Source organism: Arthrobacter sp. AG258, assembly GCF_004364695.1.
Taxonomy (GTDB): domain Bacteria; phylum Actinomycetota; class Actinomycetes; order Actinomycetales; family Micrococcaceae; genus Arthrobacter.
Genome location: NZ_SOBI01000010.1, coordinates 126,905 through 152,088 on the forward strand (window position 1 = coordinate 126,905; position 25,184 = coordinate 152,088).

Sequence of the window (25,184 nt, forward strand, 5' to 3'; positions counted from 1 at the left end):
GGCTGTTTCTGAGCAGAATGCCCTGTCCGCCGTGCTGCCACCGTGCTAGCGTTGCGCATTATGCAAGCTTTGGATGGCACTGACACCCGCCTGCTGTCGGCGCTGTCGCAGGACCCGCGCCGGACCGTGGTGGCACTGGCGCAAAAGCTCGGCCTGTCCCGGAACACCGTCCAGGCGCGGATGGCACAGCTGGAAAAGAAGCACGTCTTCCTGTCCTTCGAACGGCGTATTAATCCAGTGGCGCTGGGGTACCCGCTGATGGCCTTCATCTCCGTGCACGTCCAGCAGCAGAAACTTGGGCGGCTGGCGGAGGAGATCGCGGCGATCCCCGAGATCCTGGAGGGGTACGGGCTCACGGGGTCGGCAGACCTGCTGCTGCGCGTGGTGGCCAAGGACGCCGAGGACCTGTTCCGGATCAACGGCAAGATCCTGGCCTGCGACGGCGTGGAGCGGGCGGACACGGCCCTGGCCATGGGCGAGCTGATCCCCTTCCGGGTGCAGCCCCTCCTGGAACGGGGCTCGGAGGGAGGGTAGCTGCACCACGGGAGGCACGACGCCGGAGGCCGGGGTTATAGGCTGGTTCCAGTTACGCGCCGGGCCGGGATGGGCCCGGGCAATCCGCCGGTGCCACCGCACCCGTCCCCGAAAGGCTCCCCCTTGAGCAGTCCCCAGGATTCGTACCGGCACGGACACGCGGACCCGTCGCCGCAGCAACTGCCCCCGATGCCTGCGCAGCCGGCCCCGTTCGGCCTGCCCGGGGAACGTCCGCGGGTGCGCAGCCGGCGGAAACTGTGGATCGTGCTCGGCGGCATCGGCGGGGTGCTGCTGTTGGTGATCCTCGGCGTCGTGATCCTGGTGAACGTGGTGAACAGTGCCACCAACCAGGCCAGGGGCCTCGCCGACGACTTCACCAAGAAGGTGATCGCGGGCGAGGTGACCACCGCATATGACAACTACCTTGACCCCGCGCTCCAGCAGCAGCTTTCCAAGGAGGCGTTCATCGCCGGGGTGAAAAGCCTGGAACTGGATGACTCCTGCAAGCCCGCCTACACCGACCTCAAGGTGGCCACCGAAAACGGCCTGAAATCAGCCGACGTGGCGGGCCAGATCAGCTGTAACGGCAAGAAGGTCGACCTCGCCTACCGCTTCGAGGGCACCAACGACCTCAAGATGACCAACATCAAGCTCCGGCCCGCTGCCTGACCGCTCCGCCGCGCGATTGCGGGCGGGCCGGTGCCGCCCCGGCAGCCGCGCAGTACAAAGGGTACTGATCTTTTCACCCATCCTTCTCCTGCAGTGATGCGAACTGCTTCCGAGGGTCCGTCCGGGCCCGGCGTTCGGGGAACTGTCCCCGCCCTAGGAAGGATTCGTCCCATGCGCAACTCACCCAACCGTCTCGTCGCCACCGTTTTCGGAGCCGTCTACCTGCTGGTGGGCCTCCTCGGCTTTGCCGTCACGTCCGGCGTCGGATTCGTCGCCACCGAAGGCGCGAACCTGATCATCTTCGAGGTCAACCCGCTCCACAACGTCATCCACCTGGCCATTGGCGCGGCCCTGCTGTTCGCCGGGCTCCGCGGGACGGACACCGCGCGCACCCTCAACGCCAGCGTGGGGGCCGTTTACCTCCTGGTGGGCATCGTGGGCTTGTTCCTGCTGGACTCGCCGCTGAACATTATCGCCCTGAACGGTGCCGACAACGTCCTGCACCTCGCCAGCGCCGTCCTGCTCCTGGGCGTTGGCTTGTCCCTGGACAAGTCCCCGGCCGCTGCCCGGGCATAGCCATGGCGGCATCCGGTTTTGCCGCTTCCGGCCCGGCGGTTCCGGGGGCTGCTGCCGCCCCCGCCCGGCCGATGTCTGACGCTGTCGCGGCGGTCCGGCTTGTTACCGGATTCGCCGGGTTCGGTGCGGGATCGGTCAACCTGGCGATTGCGTCCAGCTTCTTCGCCGCGGCAGCCGGGCCCGCGCAACCTCTTGGGCTTCTCGGTGCAGCAGCCGCGCTGTGGGGCACGGCCCTGCTGGCGGGAGCCATCGTGTTCCTGGCCAAGGAGCCTCCGGCGGGCGGCCGCCGGGTGCGGTATGCCTTGGGAGGCGCCGCAGCAGTCCATGTGGCGGCCATCGCCTTCGCCGCTCCGCGGACGTCCGGGCTCAACCTCACGCAGCTCTCCGCCCTGCTGCTGACGCTGATGATCATTGCGTCTCTTGGCTGGCTCGGGCGGGCGGAAGCACGCCGGGAAGGCGGGCCGCGGGCAGGCAGCGGTACGGCGGGATCGGTCCGGCCCGGACGGCTGCTTGCGGCAGCCTTCGCCGGCGCCGTGCTGGTGGCGGGAATAGCGACGCCGGGACTCGCTGCGTCAACGGCGGGCCAGTACGCCGTCCCGCACGGAGAACACGGAAACCTGGCCCCGGCCGGCCACCATCAACGATGAAACGCAACGGCGAAAGCCGCCCACGGCTGCACCGCCGCACAACAAAAGAGCCTCCACACCGCACCAGCGGCATGGAGGCTCTTCCGTGTTCCGGGCTGCCCGGCGTCAGTTAGTGGTCCACCGCCTTTTCAGCCCCGATGCCCGTCAGCGAGCGCACTTCCATTTCGGCCTGCTTGGCCGGGTCCTCGCGCCGCTTGTCCAGCGTGGTGCCCAGCCAGCCCAGCAGGAACGCCAGCGGGATGGACACGATGCCGGGGTTGCTGAGCGGGAAGAGGGCGAAGTTGGCGCCCGGGATCATCGAGGTCTTGGCACCGGAAACAACCGGGGAGAAAACGATGAGCAGGATCGCCGACGCCAGGCCGCCGTACATGCTCCACACCGCGCCCTGGGTGGTGAACTTCCGCCAGAACAGCGAGTAGATGATGGTGGGCAGGTTGGCGGACGCGGCGACGGCGAAGGCCAGGGCCACCAGGAAGGCCACGTTCTGGCCGTTGGCGAAGATGCCGCCCAGGATGGCCAGGATGCCGATCACCACCACGGTGCGCCGGGCCACCCGGACTTCCGTGGCGGCGTCGGCCTTGCCCTTGGCGATGACGTTGGCGTAGATGTCGTGCGCGAAGGAAGCGGCGGCGGTGATGGTCAGCCCGGCCACCACGGCCAGGATGGTGGCGAACGCTACCGCGGAGATGAAGCCGAGCAGCAGCGGGCCGCCCAGGTGGAAGGCCAGCAGCGGGGCGGCCGCGTTGACGCCGCCGGGGGCGCTCTTGATGGTGTCCGCGCCCACCAGGGCTGCGGCGCCGTAGCCGAGCACCAGGGTGAAGAGGTAGAACAGGCCGATCAGCCAGATGGACCACACCACGGATTTCCGGGCCTCCTTGGCCGTGGGCACGGTGTAGAAGCGCATCAGCACGTGCGGCAGGGCTGCCGTGCCCAGGACCAGGGCCAGGCCCAGGGACATGAAGTCCAGCTTCGAGGTTTCCGTCTTGCCGTACTGCAGGCCGGGGTTCAGGACGGCCGGGTTGTTGGCGGTTTCCACGGCGCCGCCCAGGAGGGCGGAGAGGTTGAAGCCGTAGATGGCCAGGACCCACAGCGTCATGACGGCGGCGCCGGCGATCAGCAGCATGGCTTTGATGATCTGCACCCACGTGGTGCCCTTCATGCCGCCGATCAGGACGTACATGATCATGAGGGCGCCGACGACGATGATTACCAGCGCCTGTCCGCCCCAGTCACTGATGCCCAGCAGGAGGGAGATCAGGCTTCCCGCACCGGCCATCTGGGCCAGCAGGTAGAAGAAGCAGACGGCAAGGGTGGAGATGGCCGCCGCTATCCGGACCGGGCGCTGCTTCAGCCGGAAGGACAGGACGTCCGCCATGGTGAATTTGCCGGTGTTCCGCAGCAGTTCGGCCACCAGGAGCAGCGCCACGAGCCACGCCACGAGGAAGCCGATGGAGTACATGAAGCCGTCATAGCCGTTGATGGCGATGGCGCCGGTGATGCCCAGGAAGGATGCCGCCGACAGGTAGTCCCCGGCGATGGCGGTGCCGTTCTGCGAGCCGGTGAAGGACCGGCCGGCGGCGTAGTAGTCGGCGGCGGTCTTGTTGTTCCGGCTGGCACGGAACACGATCACCATGGTCACGGCCACGAACAGGCCGAAGATGCCCATGTTCAAGAGGGTGGTGTCTTTGAGCGCGGCAACATCCACGGCGGCTGGGATTGCGATCATTTGTTGGCTCCGCCCACTCGGTGTCCGTCCTTGTCGAATTCGTGCCCCTCGATCTCATTCCTGATTTCGGTGGCGATCGGGTCCAGTTTCCGGTTGGAGTAGTGCACGTACCAGCCGGTGATGGCGAAGGTCGAGACGAACTGGAGCAGCCCCAGGATCAGGCCGACGTTGATGTTGCCCCAAACCTTGGTGGACATGAAGTCCACCGCGTAATCGGCCAGGAGGACGTAAGCGAAATACCACAGCAGGAAGGCCACTGCCATGGGGAAGACAAAGCTGCGGTGACGCCTGCGCAGTTCCTGGAACTGCCCGGTCGACTGGACTTGCTCGAAGTCCACGGACGCCGCTGCGTCCGGAGTATGGGCCTCGTTACCCATCGTTCCTCCTCATTGAGTCATGCGGGTACACACCGGGCGGCAGGGCCCGCGGCAGGAAACTGCCCGGGAACTCTGCCAGGGAAACCGCAGATGTGACTGCAATCACTCTGCGGCCTGTCCGGCGCGGTATTCCAGAACTACGCGGCGCGGGGTCGCTCAACGGCTGCGATGCTGCGGCAAACGGCACCCGCCGCTACGCTGGGCACCATGCCGGACTCCCCCCTCCTGACCGCCGCGGCAGTGGCGCTGATCGCCATGGCCATTGCCGTCGTCGTCGGCGTGGGCCTGAAGGTGCTCCGTTCCTTCAGGGAGCTGGGCACGGACGCCGAGCGGGCCACCTACCGCACGCTGCACGCCGCCTCCCAGGCAGGCCAGCACCTGCGCCGCGGGCTGAACCCGTCAGGAGCCGCGAAGGCCGCCCGCCAGCTTCGTTCCCTGCTGGGCTGCGACGCATTGGCCATAACCGACACGTCCGGCGTCCTGGCCTGGGATGGCGGCGCTGAGGAAATCCGGGCGCGGCTGATGCAGCTCGCCGCCGGCGCCATGGAATCAGGCCGGGCGGCCGTGCTTCCTGCAGGCGCGGAGGGAACCGGCGGGCCCCTGGCCGCAGTTATCGCCCCGGTGCGGGCCGGCACCCGCGTGGTGGGTGCGGTGGCGGCGTTCGCCCCCACGGCCGGCGCGGGCCTCGTCCGTGCAACGGGGGAAGTGGCCGACTGGGTTGCGGTGCAGGTGGAACTCGCGGAGCTGGACGCATCCCGCACGCTGTTGATGGAGGCGGAAGTGCGGGCGCTTCGAGCGCAGATCAGCCCGCACTTCATCTACAACTCGCTGAACGCCATCGCCTCGTTCATCAACACGGATCCCGAGCGGGCCAGGGAGCTCGTGGTGGAGTTTGCCGACTTCACCCGGTACTCGTTCCGGCGGCACGGCGACTTCACCACCCTTGCAGAGGAACTCCGCTGCATCGACCGCTACCTGTTGCTGGAACGGGCCCGGTTTGGCGAACGCGTCCAGGTCAGCCTGCGCGTAGCCCCCGAGGTCCTCAGCACCGTCATCCCCTTCCTGAGCCTGCAGCCGCTGGTGGAGAATGCCGTCCGGCACGGCCTTGAGGCCAAGGCGGGGCCCGGACACATCACCATCACCGCAGAGGACGCCGGCGCCTTCGCCGAAGTCACCATCGAGGACGACGGCGTGGGGATGGATCCGGAACAGCTCCGGTCCGTGCTGGCAGGCCACACCGACGGGGACCACGTGGGGCTGCGGAACGTGGATGCCCGGCTCCGGCAGGTTTACGGCAACGACCACGGGCTGGTGGTGGAAACGGCGCCGGGCGAGGGAACCCTGATCACCATGCGCGTACCCAAGTCCCAGCCCGGCCATGACGCGTGAGGCGGCTCCCGCTGCTGGAAGTACCCTAGGAGCATGATTAACGTCCTCGTCGTTGATGATGAGCTGCCCGCCGTTGAGGAACTGGCTTTCCTGCTGGGCAGGGATGAGCGCATCGGCAAGGTGCTGCGGGCAACGTCCGGCGCGGAAGCCCTCGCAGCCCTGGCGGGCGGCGGCATCGACGCCGTGTTCCTGGACATTCACATGCCCGCCGTGTCCGGCCTGGACATCGCCGGCTTCATCGCCCGGAGCAGCAATCCCCCGGCGGTTGTGTTCGTTACCGCCGACGAGGACCATGCCCTGGCAGCGTTTGAACTGGCCGCCGTCGACTACCTGCTCAAGCCCGTCCGCACCGAACGCCTGGCGCGCTCCGTGGGCCGGATCAGTGAACTGCGCGACGGCGGCAGCGCGCCGGAGATGATCACGGTGGACCAGGGCGGGACCACCAGGATGATCCGGCGGGACGACGTCACGTATGTCCAGGCGCAGGGCGACTATGCCCGCCTGCACACCGCCGACGCCAGCTACCTGATCCGGGTGCCCCTGGCCGACCTGGAACAACAGTGGGCGGATGCGGGATTCATCCGGACGCACCGCTCCTACCTGGTGGCGCTGAAACACGTGTCCTCCATGAAGCTGGCGGCCGACGGGCCCCGCGTGACCGTGGCCGGGGCCGGGCTGCCCATCAGCCGGCGCCACCTGCCCACGGTGCGGGAGAAGCTGGAAGCAACCCGCATCAGGCCGCACGCATGACCAGGGTCCGGGTTACCGCCCCGCACGCCTCCCCCGGCGGCCCCGGCCGCGGCGGACCGCGCCCGCTGGAATCACGCGAAGCCGCCCAGGACACCGAGGTTGGCCAGGTATTCGTGCGTTCCCTGATCCGCTCGCAGCTGCGGCTGGCACTGGTTGTCGCCGGCGGCTTCCTGCTCATCCTGGCCGCGTTCCCCCTGGTCCTGGTTGCGGTTCCCGGCCTTGCCGACACCAGGATCGCCGGTATCCCGTTCGACTGGCTCCTGCTGGGCCTCGGCATCTACCCGGTCATCGGCTTAAGCGCGTGGCTGTATGTCAGGAGCGCGGCCCGCAATGAGGCGCGCTACCGCGACCTGGCCGGCGAACAATGAACCCGGCGGCACGGGGCGCCCCGGTGGTGCCGCAGTGAACGCCGGGGTCGCCATCACAGCGGTCGCGGTGGTGTCCCTCGCCACGGCGATCATCGGGTTCTACGGGCTGCGCATCTCGCGCACCACCGGGGATTTCTACGTCGCTTCCCGGACGGTGCGGCCATGGTGGAACGCGTCCGCGATCGGCGGCGAATACCTGTCCGCCGCCAGCTTCCTTGGCGTGGCCGGGCTGATCCTGTTATCCGGGACCGACGCCCTGTGGTTCCCCGTGGGGTACACGGCGGGCTACCTGATGCTGCTGCTTTTCGTCGCCGCGCCACTGCGCCGGTCCGGGGCGTACACCATCCCGGACTTCACGGAATCCAGGCTGGCATCGCGGACCGTCCGCAGGGTGACCAGCCTGGTGGTGGTCATGGTCGGCTGGCTGTACATCGTGCCGCAACTCCATGGCGCGGCCCTGGCCATCCGCATCACCACGGGCCTGCCGTCCTGGGTCGGCTCGGTGGCCGTCGTGGTGGTGGTGTGCCTGACCGTGGCAGCCGGCGGCATGCGGTCCATCACGTTCGTGCAGGCATTCCAGTACTGGCTCAAGCTCACGGCGCTGGCCGTGCCCATCCTGTTCATTGTGTTCGTGCTGGCCGGCCAGGGCACGCAACCGCTGGCCCCGGCCGCCGTCAACCCCACCGGGGCGGCCCCCGCAGGCCCGTACCAGAATATTTCCCTGCTGGTGGCGTTGCTCTTCGGAACGCTGGGGCTGCCGCACGTCCTGGTGCGTTTCTACACCAACCCGGACGGACACACCGCGAGGCGCACCACGCTGATCGTCCTGGGGTTGCTGTCCGTGTTCTACCTGTTTCCCACCGCGTACGGCCTGGTGGCGCGGATGTTCGCCCCGGACCTGGCACGTTCGGGCCAGCCGGACGCCATGGTCCTGCGGCTGCCCGGTGAATTCCTGGGCGGCACGGCGGGCAGCCTGCTCTCCGCCCTGGTGGTGGCCGGGGCCTTCGCCGCGTTCCTCTCCACCACCTCGGGACTGGTGGTCTCCCTGGCCGGCGTCATCAGCCAGGACGTCCTGGGCGGAAGCGTCCGCGGCTTCCGGCTCGCCGCCGTCGTATCCGCCGTCGTGCCGCTGGGCTTTGCCTTCATGACCGATTCCCTGGCCCTGGCCGGAAGCGTGGGACTGGTGTTCGCGTTTACTGCCTCGACGGTGTGCCCGGTCCTCCTTCTGGGCATCTGGTGGCGTGGCCTGACGGACACAGGGGCGATCGCCGGCATGGTGACCGGCGGCGTGCTTTGCGGCGGGGCGATGATCGCCGGCTCGCTGGCGCTGGCCGGTTCCGGGCAGACTCCGGCGTGGCTTGCCCAGCCTGCCGCCTGGAGTGTACCCACGGCCTTTGCCGTCATGGTCCTGGTCTCCCGGGCCACGGCGCACCGTATTCCCGCAACGATGCCGCGGACCATGACGCGCCTGCACACCCCGGAAAGGCCGCTGGCAACCGGACGGTGATCGGGTGGACAATAACGCCATGTCCATCGAGGACGGCGGGCCGTCCCGCCGGGAAGGCGCAGTCCCTTCCTCCGTTCGGGCGCAGCTGCTCGCCACGGAACACTGGGGCCTGCTGGCATCCCGGAGCACCGCCCAAAGCGAGGTCCTGACGCGGATCAGCATGTTCCTGACGTTCACTTCCGCGAGCGTTGTCAGTGTTGCCTTGGTGGGCCAGGCGACGGGATTCTCGGAAGCCTTCGTGCTCCTGGCCGTGGTGGTGCTGTTCATCGACACCGCGATTGGGCTGCTGACCCAGCTCCGGGTCATGAACGTGGCCCACGAGGACCTGATGTACGTCACGGCCATGAACCGCCTGCGGGCCGCGTATGTTGACCTCGACCCGGGCGTGGCCCCCTATCTGATGGCGTCATACCATGACGACGAGGCAGGCTCCGTCCAGACGTACTATTTCTTCGGCCACCGAGGCACGTTCAGCCACGTGGCCGGGAGCAGCATGATCTTCATGACGACGGCGAACGCCGCCTTGATTGCCATCTTTGCCGGGCTGCTGGTGTCGCTGGCGGGCGCGGGCATCGCGGCCGCGACGGTGGCGGGAGCTGTGTGCGGTGCCGGGTTCCTGGCAGTGTCCGCCGTGCGCGGCTACCGCAGCTACCGCGAGGTGTGGCGGCGGTTCAGCCCGCTCTCCCCCACCCCTCCGGCCGGGGACTAAGCGGCCTCCCGGGAGCGGTTCGTCAGTCGATGGCCGCCATGAGTTCGACCACCCGGTCCAGGAACGCGTCCACCTGGGATTCTTCGTAGCCGTCGCGGCCCACGGCCGGGCGGAAGACCGCACGCCGGACGCTGTCGACGCTCAGCGGCTTGTCCTGCTCCAGGTAGGCAACGAGTTCGCGGCACAACCGGTCGACGTCGGCCGTGTTGTAGCTTCGGGTTTTCTTCTTGGTGGGCCGGCGGAAGCGCTCGCCGTCCGGCCGGTGCAGCCGTCCGCGGAGGATGCCCGAAAGGCTTCCGATTTCACGCAGCCAGGCCTCCTCGCCGCGGGCGGCAATCAGTTCATCGCGCTCGCGGCGGGCGAACGCGTCCTCAAGCCGGTCCAGCGCGGCGTCCACCACAGCGGCGGAGTAGCCTCCCTTGACGGGGTCGAATGACACGGCCCTGACGTCGGAGCTGTTGACGGGCTCGCTTGCGGACTCGGGGGTTTCCAAGGAGACCCGGGCCCGCTGCAGGAACTGGTCCACCTGCTTGGCGTTGTAGCCGTACTCACTGCGCTGCACGCGCTCAAAGGACGCAGGGATCTGCCGATGAATGTCCAATGCCACTTTGATTCCTTCAATGCTCTTCAGCCGTAGTGCTTCCGCACCAGTTTAAGGTGCCGGGGCAGGTCCAACCGTCCGGCCCCGTTGTGTGTCACGGGCGCCCCGGGTGGGGCCAGTTTCTCGTTGGCTGCCCCGCGCCGGGGGCATCCCTCAGGCGCCGGCCACGAGTCCGTACAGGATGAAGGCCACGGGCGAGGCGAAGACGATGGAGTCCAGCCGGTCCATCACGCCGCCGTGGCCGGGCAGGATGCTGCTCATGTCCTTGACGCCAAGTTCACGCTTGACCATGGACTCGGCCAGGTCCCCGGCGGTGGCGGCGGCCACCGTTCCCACCGCGAGGACCACGCCTACCCACCACGGCTTGTCCAGTACGAAGATGGCGGCCAGGACGCCGATCAGCATGGCGCCCGCTGCCGATCCGGCGAAGCCCTCCCAGGACTTCTTGGGGCTGATCTTGGGCGCCATGGGGTGCTTCCCGATGGACGCTCCCACCAGGTAGCCGAAGGTGTCGTTCGAGACCACCAGCAGCAGCATGACTGCAATTTCCCAGGCGCCGATGGGCGCCAGGCCGCCTGGCCACAGCCCCAGCGGGATGGTTCCGGCCGCGTGCAGCGGCAGGGCCGCGAAGCTGATGAAGAACGGAACCCAGCCCAGCGTGAAGACGCCGGCGAAGATGCTGTTGGCCGATCCTGCGGCGCTTTCGATCGACCGCCACAGCAGGACGGCCACGGCGCTGAGCAGGAGGGCGAACAGCTGGCTCTCAATGCCGCCGAAGTAGGCGGCGAACGGCAGGGCCACGGTGCCGGTCATGACCGGCACAATGGGCATCCTGGTTCCGTTGGCCTCCAGCGCACGGTAGATTTCCCAGACGCCGAAGACGGCGAAGGCCGTAACGATTGCTACGAACGCCAGCGGGAGGAACAGCAGGCCGCCCAGCACGCCCAGCAGCATGGCCAGGCCCACCACGACGGCGGCGGGCAGGTTCCGCCCGGCTTTCGGCGTCGGGTTGCTCCTGGGCTGCTTCCCCCGTGTGCGGGCCCGTGAAGCGGGGGCCTGATCTGCCTGGCCCATCAGACTTCGAGCAGCTCTGCTTCCTTGCGCTTGAGCAGTTCGTCGATGCCGTCCACGTGGGCCTTGGTGAGGCTGTCAAGTTCCTTCTCGGCCCGGCTGCCTTCGTCCTCGCCGGCTTCGCCGTCCTTGACCAGGCGGTCCAGCGTTTCCTTGGCCTTGCGCCGGATGTTGCGGATGGAGATCTTCGCGTCCTCGCCCTTGGTCTTGACGATCTTGACGTATTCCTTGCGGCGTTCCTTGGTCAGCTCAGGAATGGTGATCCGGATGACGTTGCCGTCGTTGGACGGATTGGCACCAACCTCGGAGTCGCTCAAGGCGCGTTCGATGTCCCGGAGGGCGGTCTTGTCGAACGGGGTGATCAGGATGGTGCGGGCGTCCGGGATGGCGAACGAGGCGAGCTGCTGCAGCGGCGTGGGCGACCCGTAGTACTCCACCAGGACCTTGTTGTAGAGGCCGGGGTTGGCGCGGCCGGTGCGGACGGACGCGAAGTCTTCCTTGGCTACCTCTACCGCCTTGTCCATCTTTTCTTCGGCTTCGAGCAAGGTTTCTTCGATCACGGTCTCTCCTGACGGTTCTGGTGCAGTCCGATCGCGCCGGTTGCACTCACGTGGTTCTCTGTTGCTGTCTCCGTCCCCGCCGTCGCAGGCGGGGACGGAACTGTCCTGAAATCATCCTAGCCGGAGCTAGGCGGTGACCAGCGTGCCCAGCTTCTCGCCGAGGATGGCGCGGGTGACGTTGCCTTCACCCTCCATGCCGAAGACGACCATCGAGAGGTCGTTGTCCTTGCACATGGTCATGGCAGTCTGGTCCATGACCCGGATGTCACGGCGCAGCGCATCGTCGTAGCTGAGGGTTTCGAGGCGTTCGGCGCTCGGGTCCTTCTTGGGGTCTGCCGTGTAGACGGCGTCCACTCCGCTCTTGGCCATCAGGACGACGTCGGCGTGGACTTCCAGGGCCCGCTGGGCGGCCACCGTGTCGGTGGAGAAGTAGGGCAGGCCGGCGCCGGCGCCAAAGATGACCACGCGACCCTTTTCCATGTGGCGGATAGCGCGGCGTGGGATGTAGGCCTCGGCCACCTGGCCCATGGTGATGGCGCTCTGGACGCGGGTTTCCACTCCGGCCTGCTCCAGGAAGTCCTGCAAGGCGAGGCAGTTCATGACGGTCCCCAGCATGCCCATGTAGTCGGCTCGTGAGCGGTCCATGCCGCTCTGGGACAACTCTGCGCCGCGGAAGAAGTTGCCGCCACCTACCACGATGGCCACCTCAACCTGCGGGACGGCCGCTGCGATCTGCTTGGCGACGTCGCGGACGGTCTCGGGGTCGACACCCAGTTTCCCGCCGCCGAAGACCTCGCCTGAGAGCTTCAGGAGGACCCGCCGCTTGCTCTTCTCTGAATGCATGTCAGTGTTGACGGCTTCCATGATGCCTTCCCGTTGGTGATTCTGAAAAAAGGGTATCCTGCCGGGTCCCGTGCTCGGAACCGGCCGCGCTTGCCGCCGCGTTTCCAGCGGATTGGGCGCATGCAAAAGGGGCGGCCACCGAAGTGGCCACCCCTTGCAGTTTCGACTAGGAGCCGACGCGGAAACGCGTGAACGCAGTTCCCTTGACACCGGCCTCTTCGAGGATCTGTGCCACGGACTTCTTGGCGTCCTTGGCGAATGCCTGGTCAACCAGGACCTCGCCCTTGTAGAAGCCCGTCACGCGGCCTTCAACGATCTTGGTGAGGGCTGCCTCGGGCTTGCCTTCTGCCTTGGCGGTCTCCTCGGCGATGCGGCGCTCGGACTCAACGAGATCGGCCGGAACGTCCTCACGGGTGAGGTAGTTCGGAGCCATCGCGGCGATGTGGACGGCGACGTCGTGGGCTGCCGTGGCTGCGGCTTCGCCTTCACCGTCAACGGCGAACAGGACGCCGACCTGGGCCGGGAGGTCCTTGGAGGTCTTGTGCAGGTAAGCGTCGACCGTTGCACCCTCGATGCGGGAGATGCGGCGAACCACAACCTTCTCGCCCAGGATGGCACCCTCTTCGACGACGACCTCGGACAGCGGCTTGCCGTCGACATCGGTGGCGAGCAGGGTTTCGAGGTCGGCAGCGCCGGACTCGACGGCGACGGCCAGGACCTTGTCGGCCAGCTGGATGAACTTGTCAGCCTTGGCAACGAAGTCGGTCTCGCAGTTGACCTCGATCATGACGCCGACGCCGTTGCTGACCTTTGCGGCCACCAGGCCTTCGGCGGTGGAGCGGCCTTCACGCTTGGTAGCGCCCTTCAGGCCCTTGATGCGGATGATCTCGATGGCCTTCTCGGCGTCACCGTTGGCTTCGTCAAGAGCCTTCTTGACGTCCATCATGCCGGCGCCGGTGCGCTCGCGCAGGGCCTTGATGTCAGCGGCAGTGTAGTTCGCCATGTGAACCCCTCTGTCTAGAAATGTTTGGTGGTGTACGGACCGACAGGACGGCAGCCCACGGGTGTGGGCTGCCATCCTGTCAGCAGCTCCGGCTGCGGACAGCGCGGAGAATCCGGATTGACGTGTGTTACTTGGCGTCTTCGGCGGGAGCCTCGGCAGCGGGAGCCTCGGCAGCGGGAGCTTCGGCGGCCGGAGCTTCAGCGTTTTCGGCCGGAGCGGCAGCGGCTTCCGCCTTGTTGCCTTCGAGGAGCTCGCGCTCCCACTCGGCGAGGGGCTCTTCCGGAGCGTCGGTGGTGCCGGTGCCGCGGTTGTTGCGGGCGATGAGGCCCTCGGCGACGGCGTCGGCGACAACGCGGGTCAGGAGGTTCACGGAGCGGATGGCGTCGTCGTTGCCCGGGATCGGGAAGTCGACTTCGTCGGGATCGCAGTTGGTGTCCAGGATGGCAACAACCGGGATGTTCAGCTTCTTGGCCTCGTCAACGGCGAGGTGTTCCTTCTTGGTGTCGACAACCCAGAGCACGGACGGCGCCTTGGTCAGGTTGCGGATGCCGCCGAGGTTGGACTCGAGCTTGGTCAGTTCACGCTTGAGGAGCAGGAGCTCCTTCTTGGTGTAGGCGGAACCGGCGACGTCGTCGAAGTCGATCTCTTCGAGTTCCTTCATGCGCTGGATACGCTTGGCGACAGTCTGGAAGTTGGTCAGCATACCGCCGAGCCACCGCTGGTTCACGTAGGGCTGGCCCACGCGGGTTGCCTGCTCTGCGATTGCTTCCTGGGCCTGCTTCTTGGTACCGACGAACAGCACGGTGCCGCCGTGGGCAACAGTGGCCTTGACGAACTCATAGGCGCGGTCGATGTAGGACAGCGACTGCTGCAGGTCGATGATGTAGATGCCGTTGCGCTCGGTGAAGATGAAGCGCTTCATCTTCGGGTTCCAACGGCGGGTCTGGTGTCCAAAGTGGACGCCGCTGTCAAGCAGCTGGCGCATGGTTACGACGGGCATTCCGACGCTCCTTATTTTCCGGCAGGTCATTCATGAGAAACCCCGAAGGCTTCTTACCCTGCCAATAGTTGACGGTTGATCAGCGCGGCCCGGACGGGCCTTGCTCCTGGCATCCTCCGGCCGTCCCATCAGGACCAAAGCCCTGACCGCGGGAAGACCGGTCCTCCAAGGCCAACGCCGTGGCGTTGGGTCCCGGAGGCCCGGATGCGCGTAGTCAGCCGCTGTTCCCCCACACTCCTGAATGAGATGTGCCGACGCAATCCGGACAGGGGAAGGCACCGCGGGGGTGAACCACTGGGACGGGATGCGTTGAGGGCGCAGCAAACTGCTCCATCAAGTGTACTACAGGGACCCCTGCGCGCCGGACCGTCCCGGCAGGGCCCGGGCCGGCTTATCCACATAGCCGGACTGCCCCCTCCCGGCCTGCGGAACGCCCGGGCACGCTGGTGCCATGAAACGATCAATCCTCCTGGCAGCAGTGCTGATGCTGCCGGCATCCATGGCATCGGCAGGGCCGCCGTCGGCAGTCGGTCCGGTTTCGGCAGTCGGTCCGGCTGAAGCCGGCGCCTCCGCGACGGCAGGCGGCCCGGTTGAGGCCGGCAGCTCCGCCGGGTCCGGCGCGGCACCACTCCAGCGGGCCGGGGGCACGACGGCGGCTGCCGGGCCTGGTGCCACGGCAGCCTGGCGCTGGCCCCTTGCCCCGAAGCCGCCGGTGCTCCGGTATTTCTCTCCCCCGCCGCTCCCTTGGCTCAGCGGTCACCGCGGCGTCGACCTTGGCGGCGCCGCGCCCGGCGCCGACGTGGTGTCCCCTGCGGCGGGGACGGTGAGTTTCGTCGGAGTCGTGGTGGACCGGCCCGTGATCACCATCGACCACGGTGATGGCCTGCGGAGCAGTTTCGAACCCGTGGACAGCCCGCTGGCCGTTGGGACGCCGGTGGCGGCAGGCGAGGTGGTCGGCACAGTGGTCCCCGGCCACTGCCCCTTGGCGGCGTGCCTGCACTGGGGCGTCAGGGACGGGGAGCAGTATGTCAATCCGCTCCAGTTCGTCCTGGACCTGCGCCCGTCCATCCTGCTCCCACTGGCCGGCGCACCCTGACCGGAACGCGGCCGGGCGGCGGATCAGACGATGGCCGAGATGCCCGTGATGGCCCGGCCCGTGACCAGGGTGTTGATCTCGGCGGTCCCCTCGTAGGAGTAGATGGCCTCTGCGTCGGCGAAGATCTTGGCCATCTCGAAATCGGTCACGATGCCGTTGCCGCCAAGGATGCCTCGACCCAGCGCCACGCTCTCGCGCATGCGCGCGGTGGTGAAGGCCTTGGCCAAGGCGGACTGCTCGTCCTTCGCCACTCCCGCGTCCTCCAATTGCGACAACCGGACCATCATGCCCATGGAGCTGACCGCGTTGCCGAGGATCCGCACCAGCTGGTCCTGGACGAGCTGGAAGGAGGCCAGCGGCCGGCCGAACTGCTGACGTTCCACTGCGTAGCGCCGGGCAACGTCGAACGCTGCCAACTGGAGTCCCACGGCCTGCCAGGCAACGGCCAGGCGGGTGACCTTCAGGACTTTGTTGACGTCGCGGAAGCTGTTGGCGTTCGCGAGCTTGAAGTCTCCGGGAACGGCAACGTTATCCAGGACAATGTCGGCGTTCTGGACGGTGCGCAGGGATATCTTGTTTTCGATCTTTGTGGCGCTGAAGCCGGCCAACGAAGTGTCCACCATGAAGCCCTTGACCTGGTTGTCCGCCTCATCCCGGGCGTACACCACCACCCAGTCCGAGAAGGTGGCGTTGCCGATCCAGCGCTTGGCCCCGTTCAGGATCCACCGGTCACCGTCTTTGCGTGCGGTGGTGCGGGTTCCGCCGGCAACGTCGCTGCCGCCCAGCGGTTCGGTCAGGCCGAAGGCGCCGATCTTCTTCAATGCATAAATATCCGGCAGCCACTCGGCCTGCTGTTCCGGGGACGCCAGCAGTTCGATGGATCCGGTGAACAGCCCGTCATGCACCCCCAGGAAGGTGGCGATGGAGGCGTCGGCCCGGGTGGCCTCGGCATGCAGCATTCCTGCGAAGAGGTTGGAGTAACCCTGCCGCCGGACGGGGCTGACCAGGTCCACGTCGGCGAGCTTGGACACCAGGTCCATCGGGAACTCGGCGCGGTTCCAGCAGTCCACGGCGATCGGCCGGACCTCGCGCGCCAGAAAGTCCCTGACTTCGGCCAGCCGGTCGCGTTCCTTGTTCGAGAGGAGTTGCTCAAAGGCGAAAAAGTCGCCGTCGGCGTAGGGAAGCTCACGGGGATCGGCTGCAGAGGCGGGCATGGGTACCTTCTTTGGTGATCAGCGCTGACCGGGCCGCGGTGGCGGCCAGGATGTTACTGATCAGTAACTTACCCGAGGGTGTCCAGTTAACCAAGAACACCCGGCCTTAACCACGAAGACCGCGGCCGACAGGGACTGTCGGCCGCGGTCTTCGTGTGGCGGTAGGGCTACTCGGACTTGAACCGAGGACCTTAGGATTATGAGTCCCGCGCTCTAACCAGCTGAGCTATAGCCCCCAACCACCCCGGGAGCGGGCCTGAAGGCCGCGCTCCGGCAGGGCAGAAACACTCTAGCAAACCCGGGAAAGGGTTCAGACCACTTTGTCCTCGTAGGTGGCACCGCGGTACAGGTCCTCGAAGGTCTGCAGGGTCCCCTGGATACTGTGGGGCTCCACCATCTCCCGGCTGGCCCTGCCCATGGCGCGCCGTTCCTCCTCGGGCAGTTCCAGGACCTGGGTGATCTTCTTGGCGAGATCGTCGCTGTCGTTGGGCGTAAACAGGTAGCCGTTTTCGCCGTCGCGCACCAGATGCGGAAGGGCCATGGCGTCGGCAAGGACCACGGGGGTGGAAGCGGACATCGCCTCAAGGGTCACCAGCGACTGCAATTCAGCAGTTCCGGGCATGCAGAAGAGGTCGGCCGCGATGTAGGCCCTGCGCAGTTCCTCGTCGCTGGCAAGCCCCAGGAATTTCACCCGGCCGCCAAGTCCCAGCCGCAGGACCAGGTCCTCGAGGGCGGGCCGTACTTCGCCGCCGCCCACGATCTCCAGGTGCACATTCAGTTCCGGCGGAGTCTTACCGATGGCTTCGATGAGCACGTCAACGTGCTTTTCTTCGGCCAGGCGGCCGGCGAAGAGCACCGTGGGGTGGGCATGCGGCTCAATACGCTCGCCGGGCTTCAGCTCATAGGCGGCGGAGTCGATGCCGTTGGACAGCGGCAGGACTTTGCGCAGGAAGGCGTGCTCATGCATGGCCCTGGCGGCCAGCGGCGTGGGCGTGGTGACGACGTCGGCCTGGCCCATGACCTTGCCCATGTCCTTCCAGGAAACCCGGCCGACGATGTCCTTGAACCACTGCGGGAACGGCAGGAAGGGGTTGAGGTTTTCCGGCATGAAGTGGTTGGTGGCCACTACCCTGATGCCGCGTTTCACGGCCTCATAGAGGACGTGCTCGCCGATCATGTAGTGGCTCTGGATGTGCACCACGTCCGGCTTGACCCGGTCAAAAAGCAGGCTGATTTCCTTCTTGATTTCCCACGGGAAGCAGATGCGGAAGGTCTCGTGGGTGAACGCCCGGTGCGAGCGGAGCCGGTGCACGGTTGCTTCCGCACGGAATTCGGTGAAGCTCTTTCCCTTGCTGTCGCGGGACGCCAGGACATGGACGTTGTGGCCCCGGGCGGTCATGCCCTTGGCCAGCCGGTATCCGAACTGGGCGGCGCCGTTGACGTCCGGCGGGTAGGTGTCCGCCGCGATCAGGATGGTCAGGGGGCGCTGGTCGGCTGGCGTGGTCATGTGGAGTACTCCTGATGGTCACGGTGCGGGCAGCGTGAAACTGACAGCACGGTTGGCCGCCGGCGCAGGTGGCGCACGGCCTCGTGGTTTGCTTGATGTGTGCGGTGACGGGCTACTGGTTCGGTTTGCCGGCGGCCTTGCGCGCGTCCTTCTTGCGCTTGGTGACCTCCGGGTGGTGCCGGGAAAGGGCGATAACCCCAACGATAGCAAGGCACGCCGCAGTTCCCATTGCGATGGCCATGACGGCGTGGACATCGGGGCGCAGTTCGCCCAGGATGATGATGCCGATGGCGATGCCCACCATGGGGTCGATCACCGTGAGTCCGGCGATCACCAGGTCCGGAGGGCCGGTGGAGTAAGCGCTCTGGACAAACCAGGAGCCCAGGCCGCCGGCAGCGATGATGGCCACCACCGAGTACCACTGCACGTTCAGCAGGAAAAGCCCGTTGGGGTCCAGGAGGTGCTTGCCGATGATCCGGGTCAGGACCGCAACGAAGCCGAACAGGATACCGGCGCCAAGGATGTAGACGAACGCGTTCATGCGGTGCCGGAACGTCACCGCCAGCGTGCCGAACAGGCCCACCGCGAGAGCGAGGAGCAGCACGATGGTCAGCTCGTCTGCCAGGCTGACGTGGTGGCTTTCCTGCGTCACGTTCACGGCAAGGAGGACGAAGAGCGCCGATCCCGTGACGCATGCGGCGATGGAGACCGCCGTGGCGCGGTTGATGGTGAGGTCCTGGTCCCGGGCGTTAACCACCGTGGTGATCACCAGGGCAATGGCACCAATGGGCTGGACCACGGTCAGCGGGGCTGATACGAGGGCCACGGCATTCATGGCCATGCCCAGGCACAGCAGCAGGAGCCCGAACATCCAGCGCGGGTTGCGCAGCAGCCGGAGGAAACCGTTGGAGCTCAGCGCGAGCCCGCCGGTATCGGCTTTGACGGCACTCCCCTGGCGCTGGGCACCGAGGGCCAGGCAGAAGGCACCCAGGACCGCCAGCGCGACGGCGAACCACACCATCAGCCGTGACCGCCGTTGTGTTGTTCCGTTTCCCGGCCTTTGCGCAGCATGGCCCAGAAGTAGTTGTGGGCGGCAATCCAGTGGCCCACCAGGCCCAGGACCAGGACCACCCAGGCGGCAGCGAGGAGCTGGCCCGCGGCGACGGTGTCCACCCGGGACAGGAGCAGCAGCGGCGTTCCCAGCAGGAGCAGGCCGGTCCTGACCTTGCCCACAACACTGACGGGGAGGTCGGGATGGCCATGGAAAAGGGAGAGCGTGAGGACCAGCAGAATGGCGTCGGGAATCACCAGCGCGGCGAGGTAGAGCCAGTGCACGACGCCGGCGATCACCAGGGTGACCGCCACGGCAAGCAGGGCCAGCCGGTCAGCAATGGGGTCCAGGACACGGCCGAGTTTGGAAGCTTGGTCGAAACGGCGGGCAATGTAGCCGTCAATCCAGTCCGTACCCGCCATGACCGCCAGGACGGCCACGCCGGCTCCGTATTCCCGCTGGGCCAGGACGAGCCAAATGAAGAGCGGAACCCCCATGAACCGCACCACGGTAAGCAGGTTGGGGATGGTGAACACGCGGTCGTGGTCCACCTGGGGGCGGCCGGGGCGGGCGCCTGCGCCAATGAACCTCACCCGTCCCCCTCTCCTTGCTGTTGCGCCGCGGCGCGGTCTATCGGTTGTGCGTTACGGACCTGTTCAGGCTTGGTTGGCGCGCAGGAGCCGCCGGAGCAGGACCACCAGCACCGTACCGGCCGCTGCGAGGGCTGCCAGCGGCTTCCAGCGGCGGCCCAGGTCCGCGGAGTCGGCGACGGCGGCGAACCGCTGCGATGCCGCGTCCGCGCCGCGGGCGGCGAGCAGCTGGGCCTCACGGGCTTTGACCTGGGCGGCGGCCAGCAGGTAGCGGGCCTGCGTCTTGAGGTCCAGCTCCGTGCCGAGTTCATCCCGGACCTCGGCGAGGTGGTGCCGGCGCTGGCTGAGCCGGCGAACCAGCTCGGGCTCGGAAGCGTGCGGGAACTCCTGATCGTGCTGGGCGGCCTTGGCCGCCTTCTCGGCCTTGGCCTTGGCGGCGGCTTCGGCCTTTGCAGCCTTCGCTGCCTTTGCTTCCGGGCTGTCCGGATCCAGGACCGCGGGATTGAAGGCGGACCCTTCGCGGGCGACGCCGAGATCGTACTTAATGCCGCGGATGGTTTCTTCAGGCACCAGCGGCATGGCTTTCTTGAACCTCGCAAGGCCTACAAGGCCGCCGACCAAAGCGATGACCAGGAAGGCGGCGGACACCAGGAGTGCTGCCAGCCAGGCAGGCATGATGGTGGCCAGCCCCATGATGGCGGCGACGATCAGGCCAACTACCAGGAACGCCACGAAGACCAGGGCGATGGCGAAGAACGCTGCGGCCACCCCAACCTGGATGCCCTTGCGCTTGAGTTCGATCTTGGCGAAGGCGATCTCGTCGTTGAGCTGGCGTGGGGCCAACCGGAAAAGGAGTCGTGCCGTTCCCGGCAGCGCGGTGATGCGCAATCCGGGACTGGTACGCCCGCTGTGACGTCCGCTCATCGGTTCCGCCTTACTGGTCGTCTGGGTCGATACTGCCTGCGTTGTCCTGCGGAAATGTGCAGCCGCACAGTCCACGCCACCCAAACTATCATTCAGGTTCAGGGCGAACTCCGGGGCTTGCCGGGCGGCGCGGCCTACAACGCTGAAAAAACGTCCCCCGCCGGGCCTAGGATTGGTGATCGTGACCAATGCCCCCAATCCAGGCGACCTGCTGACCCGCCGCCGGAAGCTTCTGTACATCCTCCTCCTGGGCGCCCTGACGGCCTTGGGTCCGTTCACGATCGACCTTTACCTGCCCGCTTTTCCTGCGCTGGAGGCGAGCCTGGGCGTGACGGAGGCGCAGGTTCAGTTGACGCTGGCTGGCACTACCGTGGGCTTTGCGTTCGGGCAGCTAGTGGTGGGGCCGTTCAGCGACAAGTTTGGCCGCCGGACACCCTTGATCCTTGCCACCGCCCTCCATATCGCAGCGTCCGTGGGTGCGGCCTTGTCCGCGGACATCACCACCTTGGGGATCTTCCGTGTCCTGATGGGTGTCGGCGCTGCCGGCGGCGGCGTGGTGGCCATGGCCATGGTGCGCGACCTGTTTTCCGGGTATGCCATGGTACGGATGTTTTCGCGGATGGCGCTGGTCAACGGCCTGGCCCCCATCCTGGCACCGGTGATCGGCTCGCAGCTGCTGCTGGTCATGCCCTGGCCCGGAATATTCGTGTTCCTTGCCTCCTACGGAACCCTTGTCATCGTGGCCGCCCTGCTGCTGGTGCGCGAGACGCTTCCGCCGGAGAAGCGCGGCAAGAGCGGCATGACTGCCCGGCAGCGGTACAAGGCGCTCTTCAGCGACCGGATCTTCGTGGGGCTGCTGATGGTGGCCGGATTCAACTTTGGCGGCCTGTTCACCTACCTGTCGGCGTCGCCCTTCCTGTTCCAGGACGTGTTCGGCTTCTCCGCCCAGCAGTACGGGTTGCTCTTTGGCATCAACTCCCTGGGCATCGTTGCCGGCGTCCAAACCAGTGCGCGCCTGATCCGGGTTGTCCCGCCACAGTGGATCCTGGCGTGCGCCACGGCCTGGATGTTCCTGATGGCCGTGCTGATCGTCGTGTTCGACCGCATGGGCCTGGGGCTGTGGGGAGTGATGGTCCCGCTGTGGTTCTACATCCTGGGGACAGGCTTCATGTTCCCCTGCGTCCAAGTGCTGGCACTGGCCGGCCACGCAGCCCAGGCGGGGACGGCGGCGTCGCTCCTTGGTGCGGCCACGTTCCTCATGGCCGGGCTGATTTCCCCCGTGGTGGGCTGGCTGGGCATTACCAGCGCGGCGCCGATGGGTTCGGTGCAGGCCGCATGCATCCTGCTTGCCATCGGGGCCTTGTGGCTGGTTGTCCGCCCGCGCACGGTACCCTCAATCCACTAACCGCCGATCCACCGAACGTCCACCAGGAAGGCCGCCGATGAGCCGGAAACCGCACCGCAACGGACGGGGACTCTTCCTGGGCGCCGTGCTCGGCGCCGTCGTCGGCTATTTTGCCGGCCGGGCCGTGGGCAACCCGGCCTGGGGCATCATCCTGGGCACGCTGGCCGGCGCAGCACTGCTGTACCGGATCAACCCCGGGTCCCGGAAACGCCGCTGACTGCCGGGCCCGACTGCGGACGCGCCACCTGCCTTCCCGGGCCTTCCCGCGATAAAATATTCCCGTGCCCAGCTGGCAGAACCAACCGCCACTTCCGGCCACATGGCAACGGTGCGACGCCCGGATCCTGCCACTGTGGTGGGAGCGACTGTGTGCCCAGGCCGGGCAGCAGTCAGCGGCGCTGTACGCCGCGGGGCTGTTTACCGAGGACCGCCGCCGGCCCATCGCCCAGTGGTTCAATCCCGCCTTCAATGCAGCCCTGCTGGTGGCTCCGGAAACCTCGCCGGAGTGGCCGGTCCAGCGGTTCGGTATTTTCTACGCCCCGCCGGATGCCGGCTTTGTCCGAATCCACTCGGCCCCGCACGAATGGAACCCGCGCGAACCCCGCAGGTCGCCCACGGAAAACGAGGCCTTCAACGCAGCCATCGCGGAGGCCGAAAGATTCCTGCAGGTGGAAATGGACTTCGTCTGATCTGCCGGGCGCGTCCAAGGCTTTGCCCGCGAAGACAAAAAAATCCCTGTTCCGCCGGCTGGAGGAACAGGGATTTTCCGTTGCGCTCCTCCTGCTGGACTTGAACCAGCAACCCTTCGATTAACAGTCGAATGCTCTGCCAATTGAGCTAAGGAGGAATGAAGCAGGTATGACATTAGCAAAGGATTCCGGCCCAAGGGAAATCGGCGGTTTTCCGGGCCCAAACAGCCCGCGGGCAAAGAAAAGTCCCCGTTCCGGAGGCCGAAACGGGGACTGTGCGCTCCTCCTGCTGGACTTGAACCAGCAACCCTTCGATTAACAGTCGAATGCTCTGCCAATTGAGCTAAGGAGGAATGAAGCGGGTATTAGCCTAGCAAACACCTGCGGCGGAAACGAAATCGGGACGCCGTCCGTCCCGGCCACCCCGGTACGGGCCCGGCTACGCCTCGGCGCGCAGGGCCCGGCGTTCCATTTCCAGCATCATCAGTTCACGGTTGAGCCGCTGGTAGGTTTCCGGATCCGCGGCCGGATCGAGCCGTTGCAGCTGCCCCATCTTGTCCGCCTTGACCCGGGTGATCTGCAGCTCGAACAAGCGGGACAGGATGTCGCGGCAATACTTCAGCACGGCCTCCTCCGTGTGGGCAGGCAGCGGCACCACAGCCAGCTCCGAGACCAGCGGCCGGAGGGGTTCGGGAACTTCGTGCATCACGTGTTCCACCCAGCGCACCGGATCACCGGCCGCCTGCCCCGGACCGGTGGCGCGCATGGCGTCGTGGACCGCCTGGAAGGCGGGCGTGGCGAACCGGGCGTCTGCGAAGCGGTCCCAAACGGCGCCGGCCAGCAGGGACGGCTGCTGGAGTGCCACCTCCAGGGCCTGGCGTTCCATCGAGGCCACGGGATCCCGGGGGTCCGGCCGGTGGTAGGAAGGGACCGCGCCCGACGACGGCCCGGCAGCAACGCCGGGGCCGCCGGGTTGGGCGGCGCCCGGCTGGGCGGCCTTGCCGGCCTGCGGGTGGCCGGAGGCGGCCGGACGTCCGGTGTCCCCCCGCTTCACGGCCGCCGTGACCAGGCGGAGGACTTCGTTGGGGTCCGGCATCCCGAGCCAGCCGGTCAGCGCCTGGCAGTAGCCGGTCCGGGTGGAGGCGTCACGAATGGCGGCCACCACGGGCACTGAGGCTTTCAGGCCCTGTACGCGGCCCTCAACGGTATCCAGGTTGAACTGCTTCAAGGTGGTGCGGATGGCGAATTCAAACAGCGGCCGGCGGGACTGGATGAGGGCGTGCACTGCTTCGTCTCCCCTGCTCAGGCGGAGGTCGCAGGGGTCGGCGCCCGTGGGTTCCACCGCCACGTAGGTCTGGGCCGTGAAGCGCTGGTCTTCCTCGAAGGCGCGGAGGGCCGCTTTCTGCCCCGCGGCGTCCCCGTCGAACGTGAACACCACTTCTCCCCCGGTGCCGTCGTCGGACAAGAGCCGGCGGGCAATCTTGATGTGCTCGGTGCCGAACGCGGTGCCGCAGGTGGCCACCGCCGTCGTAATTCCTGCAAGGTGGCAGGCCATCACGTCCGTGTAGCCCTCCACCACCACGAGTTGGCGGTCCTTGGCGATGCTGCGCTTGGCGAGGTCGATTCCGTAGAGGACCTGGGACTTCTTGTAGAGCGTGGTTTCCGGGGTGTTGAGGTACTTGGGGCCCTGGTCGTCCTCGAAGAGCTTGCGGGCGCCGAAGCCGATGGTGTCGCCGGCGATGTCCTTGATGGGCCAGATGAGGCGGCCGCGGAAGCGGTCGTAGATGCCGCGGTTGCCCTCCGAGAACATGCCAGTGAGCTTCAGCTCGGCGTCGGTGAAGCCGCGGCCCCGGAGGTGCTTCAGCAACGCATCCCAGCCTTGGGGGGCATACCCGCAGCCGAAGTGCTCGGCGGCTGCCCGGTCAAAGCCCCGTCCGTGCAGGAAGTTCCGGGCCTCGGCGGCACCAGGCGTGAGCAACTGGGCGCGGAAGAACTCGTCGGCAATTTTGTGGGCGTCCAGCAAACGCTGCCGCCGGCCCACTTCCTCCCGGTTGGGCCCGCTTCCGCCATCCTCGTAGCGCAGCTCGTAGCCGATCCGGGCGGCGAGTTTTTCTACCGCCTCGTGGAAGGAGCTGTGGTCCTGCTTTTGGACGAAGGCGATGACGTCACCGTCCTCGCCGCAGCCAAAGCAGTGGTAGCGGCCTACCTGGGGGCGGACGGTGAAGGACGGCGAACGCTCGTCGTGGAAGGGGCACAGGCCCTTCCACGTTCCCAGCCCGGCGCCTTTGAGCGTGACGTAGCCGTCAACCACTTCCTTGATGTCCGTGCGCTGGCGTACTTCGTCGATATCTTCACGTTTAATCAGCCCAGCCACACAG

General features: G+C 66.9%; 27 protein-coding genes and 3 tRNA genes. 13 read left to right on the top strand and 17 right to left on the bottom strand.

Annotated elements, in window-relative coordinates; genetic code table 11:
* Positions 1-60 precede the first annotated feature (60 nt).
* From DFO47_RS18935 to DFO47_RS18950, 4 genes are all read left to right on the top strand, one after another.
* Positions 61-534: an Lrp/AsnC family transcriptional regulator gene (locus DFO47_RS18935; RefSeq protein ID WP_026265061.1), complete on the top strand. Its 474-nt coding sequence runs from the start codon at positions 61-63 to the stop codon at positions 532-534.
* A 123-nt stretch (positions 535-657) separates the two neighbouring features.
* Positions 658-1,203, top strand: coding sequence for a hypothetical protein (locus DFO47_RS18940; RefSeq protein WP_240617723.1), 546 nt, complete (start codon positions 658-660; stop codon positions 1,201-1,203).
* 171 nt (positions 1,204-1,374) lie between these two features.
* Positions 1,375-1,779 carry a DUF4383 domain-containing protein gene (locus DFO47_RS18945; RefSeq protein ID WP_109044941.1) on the top strand — a complete coding sequence of 135 codons (405 nt, stop codon included), beginning with the start codon at positions 1,375-1,377 and terminating at the stop codon, positions 1,777-1,779.
* A 2-nt stretch (positions 1,780-1,781) separates the two neighbouring features.
* Positions 1,782-2,426 (top strand): hypothetical protein, encoded by a 645-nt coding sequence (locus DFO47_RS18950; protein WP_133832623.1) that lies wholly within the window; start codon positions 1,782-1,784, stop codon positions 2,424-2,426.
* 109 nt (positions 2,427-2,535) lie between these two features.
* Here DFO47_RS18950 and DFO47_RS18955 read toward each other — a convergent pair whose 3' ends face one another.
* Together DFO47_RS18955 and DFO47_RS18960 are read right to left on the bottom strand one after the other, a co-directional pair.
* Positions 2,536-4,152: a sodium/solute symporter gene (locus tag DFO47_RS18955; RefSeq protein ID WP_018763440.1), complete on the bottom strand. Its 1,617-nt coding sequence runs from the start codon at positions 4,150-4,152 to the stop codon at positions 2,536-2,538.
* Positions 4,149-4,529 (bottom strand): DUF485 domain-containing protein, encoded by a 381-nt coding sequence (locus DFO47_RS18960; RefSeq protein ID WP_018763439.1) that lies wholly within the window; start codon positions 4,527-4,529, stop codon positions 4,149-4,151. The genes DFO47_RS18955 and DFO47_RS18960 overlap by 4 nt, the downstream gene beginning before the upstream one ends.
* Positions 4,530-4,736: 207 nt before the next feature.
* Between DFO47_RS18960 and DFO47_RS18965 the strand changes: the two genes are divergently transcribed.
* Genes DFO47_RS18965 through DFO47_RS18985 form a run of 5 tightly spaced genes read left to right on the top strand, consistent with a single transcriptional unit; the run spans position 4,737 to position 9,252 of the window.
* Complete coding sequence (locus DFO47_RS18965; protein ID WP_109044970.1) at positions 4,737-5,918, top strand: histidine kinase; 1,182 nt, start codon at positions 4,737-4,739, stop codon at positions 5,916-5,918.
* 33 nt (positions 5,919-5,951) lie between these two features.
* A complete protein-coding gene (locus DFO47_RS18970; protein ID WP_018763437.1) occupies positions 5,952-6,668 on the top strand; it encodes a LytTR family DNA-binding domain-containing protein in 717 nt (238 codons plus the stop codon).
* A complete protein-coding gene (locus tag DFO47_RS18975; RefSeq protein WP_133832624.1) occupies positions 6,665-7,036 on the top strand; it encodes a hypothetical protein in 372 nt (123 codons plus the stop codon). The genes DFO47_RS18970 and DFO47_RS18975 overlap by 4 nt, the downstream gene beginning before the upstream one ends.
* 34 nt (positions 7,037-7,070) lie before the next feature.
* Positions 7,071-8,543, top strand: coding sequence for a cation acetate symporter (locus DFO47_RS18980; protein ID WP_109044944.1), 1,473 nt, complete (start codon positions 7,071-7,073; stop codon positions 8,541-8,543).
* A 19-nt stretch (positions 8,544-8,562) separates the two neighbouring features.
* Positions 8,563-9,252, top strand: coding sequence for a hypothetical protein (locus tag DFO47_RS18985; protein WP_043424430.1), 690 nt, complete (start codon positions 8,563-8,565; stop codon positions 9,250-9,252).
* A gap of 22 nt (positions 9,253-9,274) precedes the next feature.
* On the opposite strand, the gene DFO47_RS18990 is transcribed toward DFO47_RS18985, so the two are convergent.
* The 6 genes from DFO47_RS18990 to rpsB form a co-directional block, all read right to left on the bottom strand.
* A complete protein-coding gene (locus DFO47_RS18990; protein WP_133832625.1) occupies positions 9,275-9,859 on the bottom strand; it encodes a DivIVA domain-containing protein in 585 nt (194 codons plus the stop codon).
* Positions 9,860-10,006: 147 nt separating this feature from the next.
* A complete protein-coding gene (locus tag DFO47_RS18995) occupies positions 10,007-10,927 on the bottom strand; it encodes a phosphatidate cytidylyltransferase (RefSeq protein ID WP_018763432.1) in 921 nt (306 codons plus the stop codon).
* Entirely contained in the window at positions 10,927-11,484 is a 558-nt protein-coding gene (gene frr / locus DFO47_RS19000) for a ribosome recycling factor (protein ID WP_018763431.1), read from the bottom strand. Before frr ends, DFO47_RS18995 begins: the two co-directional genes overlap by 1 nt.
* Positions 11,485-11,610: 126 nt before the next feature.
* Positions 11,611-12,348 carry a UMP kinase gene (gene pyrH, locus DFO47_RS19005; protein ID WP_018763430.1) on the bottom strand — a complete coding sequence of 246 codons (738 nt, stop codon included), beginning with the start codon at positions 12,346-12,348 and terminating at the stop codon, positions 11,611-11,613.
* Between the two features lie 145 nt (positions 12,349-12,493).
* On the bottom strand, positions 12,494-13,330 hold the full coding sequence (gene tsf / locus DFO47_RS19010) for a translation elongation factor Ts (protein ID WP_018763429.1): 837 nt from the start codon (positions 13,328-13,330) through the stop codon (positions 12,494-12,496).
* 127 nt (positions 13,331-13,457) lie between these two features.
* Positions 13,458-14,330, bottom strand: a complete 873-nt coding sequence (gene rpsB / locus DFO47_RS19015; protein ID WP_109044945.1) for a 30S ribosomal protein S2 — start codon at positions 14,328-14,330, stop codon at positions 13,458-13,460.
* 451 nt (positions 14,331-14,781) lie between these two features.
* Between rpsB and DFO47_RS19020 the strand changes: the two genes are divergently transcribed.
* Positions 14,782-15,426, top strand: a complete 645-nt coding sequence (locus DFO47_RS19020; protein ID WP_018763427.1) for a M23 family metallopeptidase — start codon at positions 14,782-14,784, stop codon at positions 15,424-15,426.
* 23 nt (positions 15,427-15,449) lie between these two features.
* Here DFO47_RS19020 and DFO47_RS19025 read toward each other — a convergent pair whose 3' ends face one another.
* The 6 genes from DFO47_RS19025 to DFO47_RS19050 all read right to left on the bottom strand — a co-directional run bounded on the left by DFO47_RS19025 (position 15,450) and on the right by DFO47_RS19050 (position 20,712).
* Positions 15,450-16,640 carry an acyl-CoA dehydrogenase family protein gene (locus DFO47_RS19025; RefSeq protein ID WP_133832626.1) on the bottom strand — a complete coding sequence of 397 codons (1,191 nt, stop codon included), beginning with the start codon at positions 16,638-16,640 and terminating at the stop codon, positions 15,450-15,452.
* Positions 16,641-16,802: 162 nt separating this feature from the next.
* Positions 16,803-16,876: transfer RNA gene (locus DFO47_RS19030), tRNA-Ile, on the bottom strand.
* 74 nt (positions 16,877-16,950) lie between these two features.
* Entirely contained in the window at positions 16,951-18,147 is a 1,197-nt protein-coding gene (locus DFO47_RS19035) for a glycosyltransferase (protein ID WP_018763425.1), read from the bottom strand.
* Positions 18,148-18,259: 112 nt separating this feature from the next.
* A complete protein-coding gene (locus DFO47_RS19040; RefSeq protein ID WP_018763424.1) occupies positions 18,260-19,168 on the bottom strand; it encodes a DMT family transporter in 909 nt (302 codons plus the stop codon).
* Positions 19,168-19,791: a CDP-alcohol phosphatidyltransferase family protein gene (locus tag DFO47_RS19045; protein ID WP_133832627.1), complete on the bottom strand. Its 624-nt coding sequence runs from the start codon at positions 19,789-19,791 to the stop codon at positions 19,168-19,170. Before DFO47_RS19045 ends, DFO47_RS19040 begins: the two co-directional genes overlap by 1 nt.
* A 63-nt stretch (positions 19,792-19,854) precedes the next feature.
* Complete coding sequence (locus DFO47_RS19050; protein WP_133832628.1) at positions 19,855-20,712, bottom strand: phage holin family protein; 858 nt, start codon at positions 20,710-20,712, stop codon at positions 19,855-19,857.
* 181 nt (positions 20,713-20,893) lie between these two features.
* Between DFO47_RS19050 and DFO47_RS19055 the strand changes: the two genes are divergently transcribed.
* The 3 genes from DFO47_RS19055 (at position 20,894) to DFO47_RS19065 (ending at position 22,806) form a co-directional block, all read left to right on the top strand.
* Entirely contained in the window at positions 20,894-22,117 is a 1,224-nt protein-coding gene (locus tag DFO47_RS19055) for a multidrug effflux MFS transporter (RefSeq protein WP_026265056.1), read from the top strand.
* 37 nt (positions 22,118-22,154) lie between these two features.
* Positions 22,155-22,334, top strand: coding sequence for a glycine zipper 2TM domain-containing protein (locus tag DFO47_RS19060; RefSeq protein WP_018763420.1), 180 nt, complete (start codon positions 22,155-22,157; stop codon positions 22,332-22,334).
* 64 nt (positions 22,335-22,398) lie between these two features.
* The gene (locus DFO47_RS19065; RefSeq protein ID WP_018763419.1) at positions 22,399-22,806 is read left to right on the top strand and encodes a hypothetical protein; all 408 of its coding nucleotides are present in this window, start codon (positions 22,399-22,401) and stop codon (positions 22,804-22,806) included.
* Between the two features lie 85 nt (positions 22,807-22,891).
* On the opposite strand, the gene DFO47_RS19070 is transcribed toward DFO47_RS19065, so the two are convergent.
* The 3 genes from DFO47_RS19070 to dnaG all read right to left on the bottom strand — a co-directional run bounded on the left by DFO47_RS19070 (position 22,892) and on the right by dnaG (position 25,180).
* Positions 22,892-22,964 (bottom strand) — tRNA-Asn (locus DFO47_RS19070).
* 122 nt (positions 22,965-23,086) lie between these two features.
* Positions 23,087-23,159, bottom strand: a tRNA-Asn gene (locus DFO47_RS19075).
* A gap of 86 nt (positions 23,160-23,245) precedes the next feature.
* Positions 23,246-25,180, bottom strand: a complete 1,935-nt coding sequence (dnaG, locus tag DFO47_RS19080; protein WP_133832629.1) for a DNA primase — start codon at positions 25,178-25,180, stop codon at positions 23,246-23,248.
* Positions 25,181-25,184 lie beyond the last annotated feature (4 nt).